The sequence below is a fragment of the Pseudoalteromonas sp. SWN29 genome, assembly GCF_015864465.1.
GTDB lineage: Bacteria > Pseudomonadota > Gammaproteobacteria > Enterobacterales > Alteromonadaceae > Pseudoalteromonas.
The window spans coordinates 21,052-37,727 of sequence record NZ_JADYXE010000016.1 but is presented as its reverse complement, the minus strand read 5'-3'; the positions used below and the strand labels follow the sequence as shown (position 1 = coordinate 37,727).

Annotated in this window: 15 protein-coding genes; 6 read left to right on the top strand and 9 right to left on the bottom strand. The window is 39.3% G+C overall.

The window, feature by feature from the left end:
- Nucleotides 1–8: 8 nt before the first annotated feature.
- From astE to seqA, 3 genes are all read right to left on the bottom strand, one after another.
- Entirely contained in the window at nucleotides 9–1,061 is a 1,053-nt protein-coding gene (gene astE / locus I6F53_RS08035) for a succinylglutamate desuccinylase (RefSeq protein ID WP_197239115.1), read from the bottom strand.
- Nucleotides 1,062–1,183: 122 nt separating this feature from the next.
- Nucleotides 1,184–2,821: a phosphoglucomutase (alpha-D-glucose-1,6-bisphosphate-dependent) gene (pgm, locus tag I6F53_RS08030; RefSeq protein WP_197239114.1), complete on the bottom strand. Its 1,638-nt coding sequence runs from the start codon at nucleotides 2,819–2,821 to the stop codon at nucleotides 1,184–1,186.
- Nucleotides 2,822–2,830: 9 nt separating this feature from the next.
- On the bottom strand, nucleotides 2,831–3,427 hold the full coding sequence (gene seqA / locus I6F53_RS08025; RefSeq protein ID WP_197239113.1) for a replication initiation negative regulator SeqA: 597 nt from the start codon (nucleotides 3,425–3,427) through the stop codon (nucleotides 2,831–2,833).
- A 219-nt stretch (nucleotides 3,428–3,646) separates the two neighbouring features.
- Here seqA and I6F53_RS08020 point away from each other — a divergent pair, with 219 nt between their 5' ends.
- The 5 genes from I6F53_RS08020 (at nucleotide 3,647) to fur (ending at nucleotide 6,184) form a co-directional block, all read left to right on the top strand.
- Nucleotides 3,647–4,414 carry an alpha/beta fold hydrolase gene (locus I6F53_RS08020; protein WP_197239112.1) on the top strand — a complete coding sequence of 256 codons (768 nt, stop codon included), beginning with the start codon at nucleotides 3,647–3,649 and terminating at the stop codon, nucleotides 4,412–4,414.
- Between the two features lie 95 nt (nucleotides 4,415–4,509).
- Nucleotides 4,510–4,731 carry a DUF2788 domain-containing protein gene (locus I6F53_RS08015; RefSeq protein ID WP_002962930.1) on the top strand — a complete coding sequence of 74 codons (222 nt, stop codon included), beginning with the start codon at nucleotides 4,510–4,512 and terminating at the stop codon, nucleotides 4,729–4,731.
- A gap of 2 nt (nucleotides 4,732–4,733) precedes the next feature.
- Nucleotides 4,734–5,012 (top strand): LexA regulated protein, encoded by a 279-nt coding sequence (gene ybfE / locus I6F53_RS08010; RefSeq protein WP_002962928.1) that lies wholly within the window; start codon nucleotides 4,734–4,736, stop codon nucleotides 5,010–5,012.
- A 14-nt stretch (nucleotides 5,013–5,026) separates the two neighbouring features.
- Entirely contained in the window at nucleotides 5,027–5,554 is a 528-nt protein-coding gene (gene fldA / locus I6F53_RS08005; protein WP_007586856.1) for a flavodoxin FldA, read from the top strand.
- 186 nt (nucleotides 5,555–5,740) lie between these two features.
- Entirely contained in the window at nucleotides 5,741–6,184 is a 444-nt protein-coding gene (fur, locus tag I6F53_RS08000; protein WP_166419623.1) for a ferric iron uptake transcriptional regulator, read from the top strand.
- A gap of 109 nt (nucleotides 6,185–6,293) precedes the next feature.
- Here the strand turns inward: fur and glnS are convergent, their stop codons facing one another.
- Nucleotides 6,294–7,952, bottom strand: coding sequence for a glutamine--tRNA ligase (gene glnS / locus I6F53_RS07995; RefSeq protein WP_197178152.1), 1,659 nt, complete (start codon nucleotides 7,950–7,952; stop codon nucleotides 6,294–6,296).
- 218 nt (nucleotides 7,953–8,170) lie between these two features.
- Between glnS and I6F53_RS07990 the strand changes: the two genes are divergently transcribed.
- Nucleotides 8,171–9,241 carry a DUF3083 family protein gene (locus tag I6F53_RS07990; RefSeq protein WP_197239111.1) on the top strand — a complete coding sequence of 357 codons (1,071 nt, stop codon included), beginning with the start codon at nucleotides 8,171–8,173 and terminating at the stop codon, nucleotides 9,239–9,241.
- A gap of 61 nt (nucleotides 9,242–9,302) precedes the next feature.
- On the opposite strand, the gene sucD is transcribed toward I6F53_RS07990, so the two are convergent.
- From sucD to I6F53_RS07965, 5 genes are all read right to left on the bottom strand, one after another.
- Nucleotides 9,303–10,175, bottom strand: a complete 873-nt coding sequence (sucD, locus tag I6F53_RS07985) for a succinate--CoA ligase subunit alpha (protein WP_007586864.1) — start codon at nucleotides 10,173–10,175, stop codon at nucleotides 9,303–9,305.
- Nucleotides 10,175–11,341, bottom strand: a complete 1,167-nt coding sequence (gene sucC / locus I6F53_RS07980; protein ID WP_007586870.1) for an ADP-forming succinate--CoA ligase subunit beta — start codon at nucleotides 11,339–11,341, stop codon at nucleotides 10,175–10,177. Before sucC ends, sucD begins: the two co-directional genes overlap by 1 nt.
- A gap of 177 nt (nucleotides 11,342–11,518) precedes the next feature.
- Nucleotides 11,519–13,036, bottom strand: coding sequence for a 2-oxoglutarate dehydrogenase complex dihydrolipoyllysine-residue succinyltransferase (odhB, locus tag I6F53_RS07975; RefSeq protein ID WP_165727884.1), 1,518 nt, complete (start codon nucleotides 13,034–13,036; stop codon nucleotides 11,519–11,521).
- 3 nt (nucleotides 13,037–13,039) lie between these two features.
- Nucleotides 13,040–15,859, bottom strand: coding sequence for a 2-oxoglutarate dehydrogenase E1 component (gene sucA / locus I6F53_RS07970; RefSeq protein ID WP_197239110.1), 2,820 nt, complete (start codon nucleotides 15,857–15,859; stop codon nucleotides 13,040–13,042).
- A 91-nt stretch (nucleotides 15,860–15,950) separates the two neighbouring features.
- Nucleotides 15,951–16,667, bottom strand: coding sequence for a succinate dehydrogenase iron-sulfur subunit (locus tag I6F53_RS07965; protein ID WP_002961804.1), 717 nt, complete (start codon nucleotides 16,665–16,667; stop codon nucleotides 15,951–15,953).
- Nucleotides 16,668–16,676: the final 9 nt, after the last annotated feature.

Below are 16,676 nucleotides of genomic sequence, written 5' to 3'. Positions count from 1 at the left end.
GAGTGCTATTAGACGAAATTGCTATCTATTTGCATTGGTATAACAGTCAGTAATGCACGTTGCCCTAAAGCGACTTGCGCATTTGGAAAAATAATAGCTTCTCCTTCAACGTCAGCGTAAATCGCTGTATCACCGTCGGTTGCAAGTAGCTCACCCTTCGCAAAGCCCGTAAAGTTCTCGGCATCGTCTGAAAATGGGAAGCTGAAATCGTTCTGCGTTCTGTTAATTGTGCGATGGACAGCAAACAATTCAAAATCGTTTGAATTGAATTTTTGATATTCAACTTCATTTTGACTAATTAATGCAGTTAAGGTTTGCTTTGTTTTTTCAAAGCGAGCCATGTCGTTTTCACCAAATGGCTTAACTTGGCCCAGCTCTACAGTAAACGAATCAGCACCATGTACAAATGATGAGTAATAGCTAAATGTTGTTGCTGGAGATTTCATCATTAATACGGTATTTACACCACAGCTCAATAAAAATTGTAACTGCGATTTTTTCCAAGGCTTACCATGCAAATAGGGATATACAGCAAATTTTTCGTTTTTAGACCCTCTAATTGCAGTATGTAAATCATAATGGCATCGGCTGCTGCCCTGCTCACCACGTTCATAAAAGTCGCTTACATATTGTTCAAGCTTTGCAGCACGGGTACGCTCATTATTCATTGGTACACCTTCAACTGTATGGTGACCGTTAAATAATCTATTTAGGTTTTCTTCTACAAAACGCAGGCCAATATTAATTGATTGTGGATTGCCGTAAATAAACAAAGCGCGCTGTTTAAGTATTAGCTCACCTTTTATAATTTGTTTAATGAGTGAGTCACAAATTTCAATTGGCGCAGTTTCGTTACCGTGTACAGCACTTGAATACACTACGTCTTTTGTTGTTGTAACGGCCGGTTGAAATTCAATAACGCCAGTATCGTGAATAGTAACTCGGGTGCCATTATTTAAAGTAAATTCACCAGCATCTAAATGCCATTCGTTATTACGACTAAGCGTTAAAAAATCGCCAGTTTGTTTTAATTCATTTAAGTAAGATGGATTGGCTGACATACAATAAGCCCTTTAAAAAATAATGTGAGAGTAGACTCTTATGCATATATTTTATAAATACATAAGGTATAAAAACAAAAACGGCTGAATAAATCAGCCGTTTTAAAAATCATTAGATTGAGTTAGCTAATAACTGAATCTACAAGCTTTTTAGCTTCTTTTTCAAGTAGCGCTAAATGCTCTTCACCTTTAAATGATTCAAGGTATATTTTATAAATATCTTCGGTACCTGATGGACGCGCTGCAAACCAGCCATTTTCGGTGACCACTTTTAAACCACCAATAGCGGCATCGTTACCTGGTGCATGAGTCAATTTTTGCAAAATAGGCTCGCCAGCAAGTGTATCTGCTTTAACATCAGAAGCACTCAATGCTTTTAAACGTGATTTTTGACCGCTTGTGGCTGGTGCATCTAGGCGTTTATAAATTGGAGAGCCAAACTCTTGTTCTAATTCTTTATAAAGCGTTGATGGTGTTTTACCTGTTACTGCTAATATTTCTGCAGCGAGTAAACCCATAATAAAGCCATCTTTGTCTGTACACCATACAGAGCCATCAAAACGCAAGAATGCAGCACCTGCGCTTTCTTCGCCACCAAAGGCAAGCTTACCTTTGCTTAAACCTTCAACAAACCATTTAAAGCCTACTGGTACTTCTTTAACTTTACGGTTGTTACGAGCAGCTACTTTATCGATCATTGAGCTAGAAACGAGTGTTTTACCAATTTCTACGCTTGAGTTCCAATCACGATGTTTAAGTAAGTAATCGATTGCCACTGCTAAAAAGTGGTTTGGATTCATTAAACCATCTGGCGTTACAATACCGTGACGATCGTAGTCAGGGTCGTTACCAATAGACACATCAAAATCATCTTTTAGTGCAATAAGGTTCGCCATTGAATAAGGCGATGAACAATCCATACGAATTTTGCCATCTTTATCAAGTGGCATAAAAGCAAAACGAGGATCGACCGCATCATTAACAACGGTTAAATCTAAATTATATTTTTTTGCAATAACTGGCCAAAAATTGATGCCTGAACCACCTAATGGATCAATACCAATTTTAATGCCTGCATCACTAATTGCTTTTAAATTAACGATATTAGCTAAATCATCAATGTATGGCGTCATTAAATCTTCGTAGCGGATAAAACCAGAACGCGATGCTTTAGCAAATGGGAACAACTCAACTTCAACTAAATCTTCTAATAAAAGTTGATTAGCTCTGTCTTCAATCCATTTCGTTACGTCTGTATCAGCAGGTCCGCCATTAGGTGGGTTGTATTTAAAGCCACCATCTTCAGGAGGGTTATGCGAAGGCGTAACAACAATCCCGTCTGCTAATTCATTTGGGTGTAGCTTATTGTGGCTCACTATGGCATGGCTGATAACTGGCGTTGGCGTAAAATCACCGTCTTCTTGCGTTATCACTTGTACTTCGTTAGCAACTAATACTTCAATAGCCGAGTTAAATGCAGCTTCACTCAAAGCGTGTGTGTCTTTACCTAAAAATAACGGACCAAAAATATCATTTTGTTTTCTGTAATCACAAATAGCTTGAGTAATGGCTAAAATATGAGACTCGTTAAATTTAACATCGTAAGAACAACCACGGTGGCCTGATGTACCAAAGGCAACACAATGCTCTGGATTTTGTTCAAGATCAGGTTCGTTTAAGTAATACGCAGATACTAATTTAGGTACGTTAACCAGTGCCGATTGTGGAGCAGTTTTGCCTGCGCCTGAATGAATAGCCATTATATTTCCTTACAGGTAATCGCGAATTTTTTCAGCTTGCTCTGCACTATAACCAAGGCAAAGAGCCACTTCATGAAGCATCATTTTTTTACGTGTAGTATTAGAATTCGTCATAACCCAGTATTCGCTATCAGTTATGTTTTTAGGATTCATGCTACTGCCGCTATTGACCAAGTCTTCTTTACTGGTAGCAAAGTAAACACGATCACGGCCTTTTATGTCTAATACAGCCGAAAAATCAGTTTTATGTGTGCGGTAAAATGCACTTAAAATAAACAAAAAACGTCCAACAACGCCCTTTTGCACTGCCAGCTCTTCTTTATTTAATACATTAAAAACATTATCGCTTTTTTGCTTCACTGGTGCGTGAGCTAAAGGCGTTTGTTTTTTTGAAGTCTCAGCAGCAGATGGCTCTGAGCTTTTTAATGTGGCGGTAGACGTAGTCGCAGTTTGATTGTTTTGAGTTAGTTCTACGTTTGCGGTTTGAATTTTTTCGCCGCTCAGATTTAATAAACGACGTAAAATAGTGGATGCACTTTCACCAATACTTTGAGTATTGCTTGCAATATATTGATATAACTCGTCGTCTATGTCGATTTGTTTCATGTTCTTCCTGTCATTACGGGTCACATTTTTTTCTCCCGTGTGATTATACCCAAACCAATCAAAAATGCGAGTTACAACAAGCACTCCCATAAACATATTAATATTTACCTAATTGTTGTTGATTTAACGCCCAAAAGCCCAATTTAACAAATAGTGACTGTATTTTTTGCTTTTTAGCGCAATGCTCGGCAAACTATGCGAAATTTTTAGGAGGCGGGTATGCAGTTAAATTACAAGCAACAAGGGCAAGGTCCTAATGTTGTTTTGATCCATGGGCTTTTTGGCTCCTTAGAAAACCTAAATGTAATCGCAAAACCACTAAGTGAAAACTTTAATGTGATTAATGTCGATCTGCGCAACCACGGACTTTCACCTCATAGTGATGAAATGAATTACCCGGCAATGGCACAAGACATTGTTGAGTTATTAGCGCATTTAAACATAGATAAAGCACATTTAGTCGGGCATTCAATGGGCGGTAAAGTGGCAATGGAATTAGCACTTACGCATCCTGAACTTGTAAATAAACTTGTTGTACTTGATATTGCACCTGTTAGTTACCCTGCTAGGCACACAAAAATATTACAGGCTCTAAAAGCGGTTTCAGCGCAGTCAATAGATGATAGAAAACAAGCTGATTTAATAATGCAGCCTTATATAGAAGAGCTGGGAGTTCGACAGTTTTTACTTAAGAGCCTTGCTAAAAATGATGAAGGTCATTTTGCATGGCGATTTAACTTAAATGTGCTTGACGAAAAATATTCTACAATCACATCCAATGTTAATGAAAATAATTCTTGTTTGTGCGATACTCTTTTCATTAAAGGTAATGATTCTGACTATATTTTACCTGAGCATCGTATTGCAATTACAGCACGCTTTAAAAACACTAAGGCTAAAATTATACATGGCGCAGGCCATTGGCTTCACGCTCAAAAGCCCCTTGCTGTTAATAAAGCGATAAATGACTTTTTAACTGCGGTTTAAAGCAATTTTAATCGCGTGTTTTTGATTCTGCGCACTAAATATATGTATATTTATATGCTATAGTACGCGCCGTTTAATTTAAAGGTTATACGTTGATGGTCAGTCAGTTAATTAACGAATTTGATACCCTAGGGTTATATTTTGGCTTAGCCGGTATTTTCATATTCATCGGCATGGCAATTAAAGACGTACTAAAAAGTGGTAATGTGCCAAAGTTCGGACAATACATTGTCTGGGGCGTACTCTTTTTAGGTTGTTCGGGCTTTATTGCTAAAGGGCTTATTCAAGTATTTTGGCAAGGCGCAGGTGTAGGTTAGGCATGGCGAAGTCAGAAACAGATAGAACTACACTCGATTTATTTGAATACGAAAAACGCCCAGGCAGACCTAAAACCAATCCCCTTTCACGGGATATGCAGTTAAAGGTAAATAAACGTAATCAAATAAAAAGAGATAAAGCACGTGGTTTAAAACGTGTTGAATTTAAAGTTTCATCGCAGTTATATCAAGCATTAAGTGATATGGCAGATGCACAAAATATTAGCCGCAGTGCGCTGATTGAAACGATTTTACAAGAAAGATTGGCTATTGATACATAAAAGGTTTTAAATCCATGGCAAGTGTAGGCATTTTTTTCGGAAGTGACACAGGTAACACAGAACACGTAGCAAAAATGATCCAAAAAGAATTGGGTAAAAAGCTAGTGGCTGTTCATGATATTGCAAAAAGCTCTAAAGAAGAGATTGCTGAATTTGATTTGATCTTATTCGGTATCCCTACTTGGTACTACGGCGAAGCACAATGTGACTGGGATGACTTTTTTCCAGAACTTGAAGAAGTAGACTTTGAAGGTAAGCTTGTTGCTATTTTTGGTTGTGGAGACCAAGAAGATTACGCTGAGTACTTTTTAGATGCGATGGGCATGATCAACGATATTGTCACTGAACGTGGCGCTATTGTTGTTGGTCATTGGCCGAGCGAAAGCTATGACTTTGAAGCATCTAAAGGCATGGCTGACGATAAGCATTTTGTAGGTTTAGGCATCGACGAAGACCGTCAACCAGAACTAACAGAACAACGCGTTAAAGCATGGTCTGCTCAAGTATATGAAGAGATGTGTTTAAGTGAATTAGCTGACTAATTTACTGCATATATCGCTAGCTGTTTAAATAATTATCAAACAGTTAGCGTTTTAAGCTTTAGTGGCAATATAAATCAATTGTTCTTTGCACTTAAGGCTTAGGCACGTTATCCTGTTTGTTGCTAATGTGTCGTGTACATCTTTGCAAGATGTCTAGTATAACCAAATAAAATTGAGACAGATTTAATGACTGATCATAACTTGGAACTTAAAAAAGCCGGTTTAAAAGTAACTTTACCGCGAATTAAAATATTAGAGATTTTACAATCTCCAGATAACCAACACATCAGCGCTGAAGATGTTTACAAAATTCTTTTGGACCTAGGTGAAGAAATTGGTCTTGCAACGGTATATCGTGTACTTAACCAATTTGATGATGCAGGTATTGTAAGCCGTCATCACTTTGAAGGTGGAAAGTCTGTATTTGAACTTTCTGGAAGCACTCACCACGATCATTTAGTATGTTTGAAATGTGGTAAAGTTGTAGAATTTGAAGATGAAATGATTGAACGCCGTCAATTAGAAATTTCTGAAGCAAATGGTATAACACTGACAAACCATTCTTTATATTTATACGGTGAGTGTAACGATAAAGCAGCGTGTAAAGAATTTAGCGACGCAAACAGCTAATACCGCTTTTAAAAGCAATAAAAAACCTGCTAAGTGCAGGTTTTTTTGTGTCTAAATTACGATAGTATATAGTGAGCCGGTATAAATACAGGCTCATTATTAAACGTAGCTACTGTGTTTTAGACCATGAATCGCGAAGACCCACTGTTTGGTTAAATACAACGTTCTCTGATTTAGAATCACGAGAGAAATAACCTGTACGCTCAAACTGGAAGCCCTGCTCTGCTTGTGAATTAGCAAGCGATGGCTCTAATTTAGCGTTTGATAAAACAACCAGTGACTCAGGATTTAATGTTGTTTCAAACTCATCAGCGGCTGCTGGGTTTGGCACACTAAACAAACGGTCGTATAAACGAACTTCTGCTGTAATAGACTCTGGCGCTGAAACCCAGTGAATTACACCTTTTACTTTACGTCCGTCACTTGGGTTTTTACCGAGTGTTTCTGTATCGTAAGTACAAAAGATAGTTGTTATTTCACCATTTTCATCTTTTTCAACACGCTGTGCTTTAATAACATAAGCACCACGTAAGCGTACTTCTTTATCAAGCACTAAACGTTTAAACTTGTTATTCGCTTCTTCTTTAAAGTCTTCTCGTTCAATGTAAATTTCGCGAGTAAATGGTACATCACGACGACCCATTTCTTCTTTATTTGGGTGGTTAGCCACAGATAAAACCTCAACCTTGTCTGCATCGTAGTTTTCAATAACAACTTTAACAGGATCGAGCACAGCCATTGCGCGTGGTGCATTTTCGTTTAGATCTTCACGGATACACGCTTCTAGCATGCCCATTTCGACCATATTTTCTTGCTTTGTCACACCAATACGTAAGCAAAACTCACGGATTGAGCCCGGTGTATAACCACGACGACGTAGACCTGCAATTGTAGGCATACGTGGGTCATCCCACCCCTCTACATGGTTGTTTACCACTAAGTCGCTTAGCTTGCGCTTAGACATAATTGTGTATTCAAGATTTAAGCGTGAAAACTCAATTTGTTGCGGATGACATTCTAAGCTGATGTTATCAAGTACCCAGTCGTACAAACGGCGATTATCTTGAAACTCAAGTGTACATAATGAGTGCGTAATACCTTCTAGCGCATCAGAAATACAGTGTGTAAAGTCGTACATTGGGTAAATGCACCACTTGTCAGCTGTTTGGTGATGATGGGCAAAACGTACGCGATAAATAATTGGATCGCGAAGCACCATAAATGAGCTTGCCATATCAATTTTAGCACGCAGAACACATTCACCTTCTTTGAATTCACCAGCACGCATTTTTTCAAATAACGCTAGGTTTTCTTCAACTGATGTATCTCTGTAAGGGCTGTTTTTACCTGGCTCTTTTAATGTGCCACGATATTCACGTGCTTGATCGGCTGTTAAAAAACAAACGTACGCTAAGCCTTTTTCAATTAACTCAACAGCGTAGCCATATAAAGTATCAAAATAATTAGAAGAGTACTTTATATCGCCATCCCAGTTAAAACCTAACCACTGTACGTCTTCTTTTATAGAATTAACGTAGTTAATATCTTCTTTTTCTGGGTTTGTATCGTCGAAACGTAGGTTACATAAACCATTGTAATCTTTTGCAATACCAAAATTTAAACAAATTGATTTGGCATGACCAATATGCAAAAAGCCATTTGGTTCAGGTGGGAAACGTGTATGCGTAGTGGCATGTTTTCCACTTGATAAGTCTTCATCAATTCGGGTTCTAATAAAGTTACTTGGGCGATTCTCAGTTTCCGCCATAGGAGTGCAGTCCTCTAAATATTACGTAATAACAAAACTAATGCATTATTACAAAAACATACACTAACATACAGCAATAGATTAAGGTTTATTTTAGATATTGGTTAACTTTAATTCACCTGAACGCTTGTTTATGAATAAAATTTGTTTTAACGCAATATTTAAGTCATCAAAGCCAATTATAGTGGCCTAATAACCTACTTTATAAGGATTAGAAGATGGCTACACTTAATCAACATCGTGTATATATTCCAACCAATGCGCGCGCCAATCACTACTTACTAGCCGAAATAACGCCTGATGAGGCATTTTTTAATAGCTTTAGTAATATTAACTGCTGTTATAAGCGCATTGCTCGTCAGTTATTTGCATATTGCGATGAATATGAACTTTATAATGTGCATTTACTAGCGAACGATAAACTACCCGTTGTGCGTTTTCATGATGAGTCATACCAGCTAGAAACCGATAAGCAAATGCTGTTTTTTTATAATCCTCGTTATCACGAAGCACATAAACTACATTACACACCAGACAAAAAAAGTAAAAAAATACGTTTGTTGTTTTTAGCCACGGGTGACGATTTACGTGCAAATTCGGCCTTGTTCCACAATAAAGTACAAAAAGTATTAAACCTGCTACAAGAACAGTTATTTTTAAATCAACCTCAATTTAAACTTAGAGATCACCAGCATTTAACTTACGATTTATTTGCTAAACATAAAGGTAATAAAGAGAGCTACGGATATAAACTAAGAAGCCTCTACCCTCGTTACCAGTCAAGGCACTGCAATATACCGGGTGACTATGCTGAAATGACTTATGCAACATTTACTATCCCGGTCTCTCGTGCAATCAAAACACAATTTCAAACATTAATGAACAATAACGATTTTGATAAGTTTTATGATTATTTTGCTTATGCATTTATTCGTGCGTGTCAAAATAACAAACTAAACCATGGTGCGATGGTAGCTAATGGTGCTACGCCTATTGTTCGAAATAGTAAAATAGATAAAAGCGAAAGTAATACAGAGTTACAAAAGCTTAGCTTTGATATCGAATCAAAAGATAATCAAATCAAATATTTTTATGAAGCCGATAAATTAGTAGAAACACTTCACTTTGTTATTGTTGCGACGAGCCAGGATAAGCATGAAATGGGGTATGGTCGGTTTATGAACCAAGTAGAAAAAACTATTCACGCATTATCCGATGAGCTTACTATAAATAAACAGCGCCAAGATTTGTCAGTGCGCTTTTTTCAGCATATTAGTTATCCATTCTAAATATTTTTCGCCGATAACAAAAAGGCCCGCATAAGCGGGCCTTTTTAAAAGAAACAAGCGATTACCAGCCTGTTTTCTCTTTAAGTGCTTTACCAATATCAGCAAGTGAACGTACAGTTTTTACGCCCGCAGCTTCTAATGCAGCAAATTTTTCATCAGCAGTACCTTTACCGCCTGCGATGATTGCGCCAGCGTGACCCATACGCTTACCTTCTGGTGCAGTAACACCAGCAATGTAAGATACTACAGGTTTAGTTACGTTAGCTTTGATGTACTCTGCAGCTTCTTCTTCTGCAGTACCACCAATTTCACCAATCATTACGATTGCTTCAGTTTGTGGATCTTTTTCGAACATTTCTAAAACGTCGATAAAGTTAGTACCTGGAATTGGATCACCACCAATACCAACACACGTAGACTGACCAAAACCAGCATCAGTAGTTTGCTTAACTGCTTCGTACGTTAAAGTACCAGAGCGAGAAACAATACCTACTTTACCAGGTTTGTGAATATGACCAGGCATGATACCAATCTTAGTTTGACCAGGAGTAATAACACCTGGGCAGTTAGGACCGATCATACGAGTACCTGTTTGATCTAGTTTGATTTTAACATCAACCATATCAAGTGTAGGGATACCTTCAGTGATACAAACTATTAGCTCGATGCCAGCATCGATAGCTTCTAAGATTGCATCTTTACAGAAAGGAGCTGGTACGTAGATAACTGAAGCAGTTGCGCCAGTTTCTTTTACAGCATCACGAACTGTGTTGAATACAGGAAGACCAAGGTGCGTTTGACCGCCTTTACCTGGGCTAACACCACCAACCATTTGTGTACCATACTCAAGCGCTTGCTCTGAGTGGAAAGTACCTTGGCCACCAGTGAAACCTTGACAGATAACTTTTGTATCTTTATTGATTAATACAGACATTATTTGCCCTCCGCAGCAGCAACAACTTTTTCAGCAGCGTCTGTTAGTGATTCAGCAGCAATGATATCTAGACCAGAGTTCTTAAGAACTTCACGACCTAATTCAGCATTAGTACCTTCTAAACGTACAACTACTGGTACGGTTACGCCAACTTCTTTAACTGCGCCAATGATGCCTTCAGCAATCATGTCACAACGTACGATACCGCCAAAGATGTTTACTAAAACAGCTTTAACATTGTCGTCAGAAAGAATGATTTTGAATGCTTCAGAAACACGTTCTTTAGTCGCGCCGCCACCAACATCCAAGAAGTTAGCCGGTTTGCCGCCGTGTAGGTTTACGATGTCCATAGTACCCATTGCTAGGCCTGCACCGTTAACCATACAACCAACATTACCGTCTAGAGCAACGTAGTTAAGCTCGAAGCTTGCTGCGTGTGCTTCACGAGCATCTTCTTGAGATGGATCGTGGAATTCACGGATTTTAGGTTGACGGTAAAGTGCATTACCATCAATACCGATTTTTCCGTCAAGACAGTGAAGGTTGCCTTCGTCTGTAATTACTAACGGGTTGATTTCAAGTAGTGCGAAATCAAAATCAGTGAACATTTTACCAAGACCCATAAAGATCTTAACAAACTGTTTCATTTGTACTGGGTTAAGACCCAATTTGAAACCTAGTTCACGTGCTTGGTAAGCTTGAGGACCTACTAACGGGTCGATCTCTGCTTTGTGGATAAGCTCTGGTGTTTCTTCAGCAACAGTTTCAATTTCAACGCCGCCTTCAGTAGACGCCATGAAAACTACTTTACGAGATGCACGGTCAACTACTGCACCTAGGTACAATTCGTTAGCAATGTCAGTACAGCTTTCTACTAAAATTTTAGCTACTGGCTGGCCTTTCTCGTCTGTTTGGTAAGTAACTAGGTTTTTACCTAACCAGTTAGCTGCAAACGCTTTTACTTCTTCGATAGTTTTAACTAGCTTTACACCGCCAGCTTTACCACGTCCACCTGCGTGAACCTGAGTTTTAACAACCCACATATCGCCGCCAATTTTTTCAGCAGCTGCAGCAGCTTCTTCAGGTGTATCGCAAGCGTAACCTGTAGAAACTGGTAAACCATATTCGGCAAAAAGTTGTTTTGCCTGATACTCATGCAAATTCATGATGCTTTATCCAATTTTTTATACTAAAAGAGCTGAATATTTTTTCAAATAAACAACTATCCCAAATTGCGCACCTAGTATAGATCCCAAGGCTTAACATGAAAACCCCAGTAAGACCAAAGGCGCAAAAAAAAAGCTGTGAATGTTCATTCACAGCTTACATTTCATACAACTAGATTAAACATCTAGCAATAAGCGAGTTGGATCTTCAAGTAACTCTTTAATAGTCACTAAGAAACCAACAGATTCTTTACCATCAATGATGCGGTGGTCATAAGAAAGTGCTAAATACATCATAGGAAGTATTTCAACTTTACCATTTACTGCCATAGGACGGTCTTGGATTTTATGCATACCCAAAATCGAAGATTGTGGCAAGTTAATGATAGGTGTAGATAGTAATGAACCAAATACACCACCATTAGTAATAGTGAAGTTACCACCCGTCATATCAGCAAGCGTTAGCTTACCATCACGACCTTTAAGTGCTAGTTCACGAATACCTTTTTCGATTTCAGCAACAGATAGCTTGTCACAATCTTTAAGTACTGGAGTAACTAGACCACGTGGAGTAGATACTGCAATGCTGATATCAAAATAGTTGTGGTAAACAATATCGTCACCATCAATTGATGCGTTAACATCTGGGAAACGCTTAAGTGCTTCAGTTACCGCTTTCACGTAGAAAGACATGAAACCTAAACGAATACCATGACGCTTTTCAAACGTTTCTTGATACTGCTTACGAAGGCTCATGATTGGTCCCATGTTCACTTCGTTGAATGTTGTTAACATTGCAGTTGAGTTTTTAGCTTCAAGAAGACGTGTCGCAATCGTTTTACGTAAACGAGTCATAGGAACACGTTTTTGAGTACGATCGCCCATCGGTGCTGCTGGAGCAGAAGCTTCTGCTTTTTTAGCCGCTGGCGCTGGTGCTTTTAAGAAAGTATCAACGTCTTCTTTAGTTACACGACCATTTTTACCCGTGCCTTTAATTTTAGAAGCGTCTAAGCCTTTCTCAGCGATTAAACGACGAACTGATGGAGTTAACACATCTGAACTTTCGCTTGAATCCGCTGCTGGCGCTGCGTCTGCTTTTGCAGCTGGAGCCGCTGGTGCACCGCCTGCTTTAACCGAACCAATTACTTGCTCGCCTAATACAGTATCGCCTTCGCCGTGAATGATATCACCCATGATTCCATCTTCTTGAGCTACTACTTCAAGAACAACTTTATCTGTTTCAATATCTACCAAGTTTTGGTCGCGTGTTACAGCGTCACCTGGTTGTACATGCCATGTAGCAATTGTTGCGTCTGCAACTGATTCTGGAAGTACAGGTACTTTAATATCCACTTCTTTACCTTCTGATGCTGGTGCTGATTGCGCCGCTGGCGCGTCTTCTGATTTAGCGGGTGCTGATTCTTCTTTAGTTGAACCTTCACTTGCTGGCGCTGCATCAGCATCACCAAGTAAACCCATAACTTGATCGCCAAGTACGGTTGCACCTTCTTCTTGTGATATCTCTGTAATTACACCGTCGTGCTGTGCAACAACTTCTAGAACCACTTTATCTGTTTCAATGTCTACTAAGTTTTGATCACGAGTTACTTTGTCGCCAACACTTACATGCCATGTAGCAACGGTAGCATCTGCAACCGACTCAGGAAGAACAGGAACTTTAATTTCTGTGCTCATTGCTTATCCTTTATTTTCTATAGTAAGCGCGTCGGCAACGAGCGCTTGTTGTTCTTTAGTATGTACTGACATGTAACCACACGCTGGTGATGCAGATGCTTTACGTCCTGCATACTTTAATTTAGCACCTTGTGGGATTGCATCAATAAAGTGATGTTGTGAACAGTACCATGCACCTTGGTTTTGTGGCTCTTCTTGACACCATACAAAATCAGTTACATGTTGGTAGCGTTTCATAATTGTTTGCATTTCGTCGTGTGGGAACGGATATAGCTGTTCAACACGTACAATTGCAACATTATCTTGCTCAAGCTTACGACGTTCTTGTAATAGTTCGTAGTAAACTTTACCACTACAAAATACAACACGTTCTACTTTCTCCGGGTTAATATCATCAATTTCATCGATCATATTATGGAAAACACCGTGTGAAAGCTCTTCAAGTGATGAGGTAGCAAGAGGGTGACGAAGTAACGACTTAGGTGTCATTACAATCAGAGGACGACGAAGTGGTCGAACTGATTGACGACGAAGCATAGCGTAAACTTGTGCCGGAGTAGACGGAACACACACTTGCATGTTGTGATCAGCACATAGTTGTAAGAAACGCTCTAAACGCGCTGAACTATGTTCTGGGCCTTGACCTTCGTAGCCGTGCGGTAACAAAATTGTAAGACCACATAAACGGCCCCATTTTTGCTCACCAGAACTTAAGAATTGGTCAAATACAACCTGTGCACCATTGGCAAAATCACCGAACTGCGCTTCCCAAAGTATTAGTGATGTAGGCTCTGCTGTTGCATAACCATACTCAAAAGCAACAACGGCTTCTTCAGATAAAACTGAATCAAATACTTGGAAAGTACCTTGATCTTTACTTAAGTGCTCTAAAGGTGTGTATGTTGCACCATCAGTTTGACTATGAACAACAGCATGGCGATGGAAGAATGTACCACGACCAGAATCTTGTCCAGTTAAACGAATGTCAGTGCCTTCTGTCGCAATTGTTGCATAAGCAAGTGTTTCTGCCATACCCCAATCAAGCGCTTTTTCGCCACTTGCCATTAACTTACGATCATCGTAAATCTTTTTAACACGAGATTGAGCAACATATTGCTCTGGGTAAGTTGCAATTTTTTCACCCAGTTCTTTTAGTCTTTCAACAGAAACACTCGCGTCGTAATCAACATTCCACTCGTGGCCAACATATTTAGCCCAATCTGAAGAATGCGAAGTCTCTGGCTGTATTTCTGAAACAACACAGTTGCCTTCATCTAATGCATTACGGTAATCATCTGCTAGAGCTTTAACTTCTTGTTCAGAAAAAGATCCTTCTGCAATCAGTTGATCAGCGTAAATTAAACGTGGAACTGGGTGTTTTTTAATTTTTTGGTACATTAAAGGCTGTGTAGCATTAGGCTCATCAGCTTCATTGTGACCATGGCGACGGTAACACACTAAATCGATAACTACGTCGCGCTTAAACTGGTTTCTGAAATCAAGTGCAAGTTGTGTAACAAATGCAACCGCTTCAGGATCATCAGAATTAACATGAAATATTGGTGACTGAACCATTTTGGCTATGTCAGTACAATATACAGTTGAGCGAACATCATCTTGTTTAGACGTTGTAAAACCTACTTGGTTATTTACAACAATGCGTATACTACCACCACAGCTAAAGCCATTAGTTTGTGACAAGTTAAATGTTTCTTGTACAACACCTTGGCCAGTAACTGCAGAGTCACCATGAATTGTAATTGGTAGAGCTTTAATACCAGAGCTGTCACCTAAGCGATCTAGGCGAGCACGAACTGAGCCCATAACTACCGGATTTACAATTTCAAGATGAGATGGGTTGAACGCAAGCGCCATATGTACGTTGCCACCTTTAGTAGCAAAGTCAGATGAGTAACCCATGTGATATTTAACATCGCCAGAACTTAATGTCTCTTTGTGTTTACCGGCAAACTCATCAAATAATTCTGATGGGTTTTTACCTAGTACATTCACAAGAACATTCAAACGACCACGGTGAGCCATACCAATAACAGCTTCTTGTTGGCCGCTTTCACCAGCGCGGTGAATAAGCTCTTTTAGCATTGGAACTAACGCATCGCCACCTTCAAGTGAGAAACGCTTAGCACCTGGGAACTTAGCCCCTAAATATTTTTCAAGACCATCAGCAGCCGTAAGACCTTTTAGGATACGTAGCTTTTCATCTTTTGAGAATTTTGGCCTAGACTGAACAGATTCTAAACGCTGTTGTAACCAACGCTTTTCCTCTGTTGATGTGATGTGCATATACTCAGCGCCAATTGAACCACAATATGTAGTTTTTAGTGCTTGGTATAGTTCACCTAAAGGCATAGTATCGCGCCCTACGGCAAACGACCCTACGTTAAACTCGCGGTCAAAATCACTTGAAGATAGGTCGTGGTACTCTAGCTCTAAATCTCGTACACGCTCTCGTTGCCAAATACCTAATGGATCTAGGTTTGCATTTTGGTGTCCACGAAAACGGAAAGCATTAATAAGTTGTAGAACTTTAACCTGTTTAAGGTCACCGCCACTACCCTCTGCTACCACTACTTCTCTATGCTTGTTTTTTGCAAGCTGTGCAAACTGCGCTCGAACTTCTGAATGTTTTATTTCAACATCCACACCATCAACTTTAGGTAATTGTTCGAACACTTCTCGCCATTCATCTGGCACAGAAGTCGCATCGTCTAAATACGCTTCATAAAGCTCTTCTACATAAGCAACGTTGCCGCCGTTTAAATGTGAAGATTCTAGCCATGCCTTCATCACACCTTCGTGCATTTATAAGCCCTTTTCTTTAGCGCAGAAATTAATAGTTATCATAACAAGATGGCTAATAATCTGTATTAGCCATCTTACGTTTACTAAGTAATCAAACCGCTCGGTTTAATAACATAGATTTGATTTGTCCAATTGCTTTGGTCGGATTAAGACCCTTAGGACAAACGCTAACACAGTTCATGATACTGTGGCAACGGAACACACTGAACGCATCGTCTAAATCCGCTAAACGTTCTTCAGTTGCTGTATCTCGGCTATCAGCCAAGAAACGGTAAGCGTGAAGAAGGCCTGCTGGACCAATGAACTTGTCTGGATTCCACCAGAACGAAGGACACGATGTTGAACAACATGCACACAAAATACACTCATATAGCCCATCTAATTTATCACGTTCTTCAATAGATTGAAGACGTTCGCCTGCTGCAGGCTGATCATTAATTAGATAAGGTTTAACTTTTTCGTACTGAGTGTAGAACTGACTCATGTCAATAACAAGGTCACGAACCACCGGTAAACCTGGTAATGGACGTACTACGATTTTACCTTTGCCATTTTTTTGCAGCGTAGATAAAGGAGTAATACATGCTAAACCATTTTTACCATTCATGTTAACACCATCAGATCCACACACACCTTCACGGCATGAACGACGGAAAGATAATGTTGGATCTTGTTCTTTTAAAAGAATAAGTGCATCCAATACCATCATGTCGTGACCTTCCTCTGTTTGCAAGGTGTATTCTTGCATACGAGGAGCGTTGTCAACATCTGGATTATAACGATAAACTGAAAATTGTACTTGTGCCATCGTCTATCT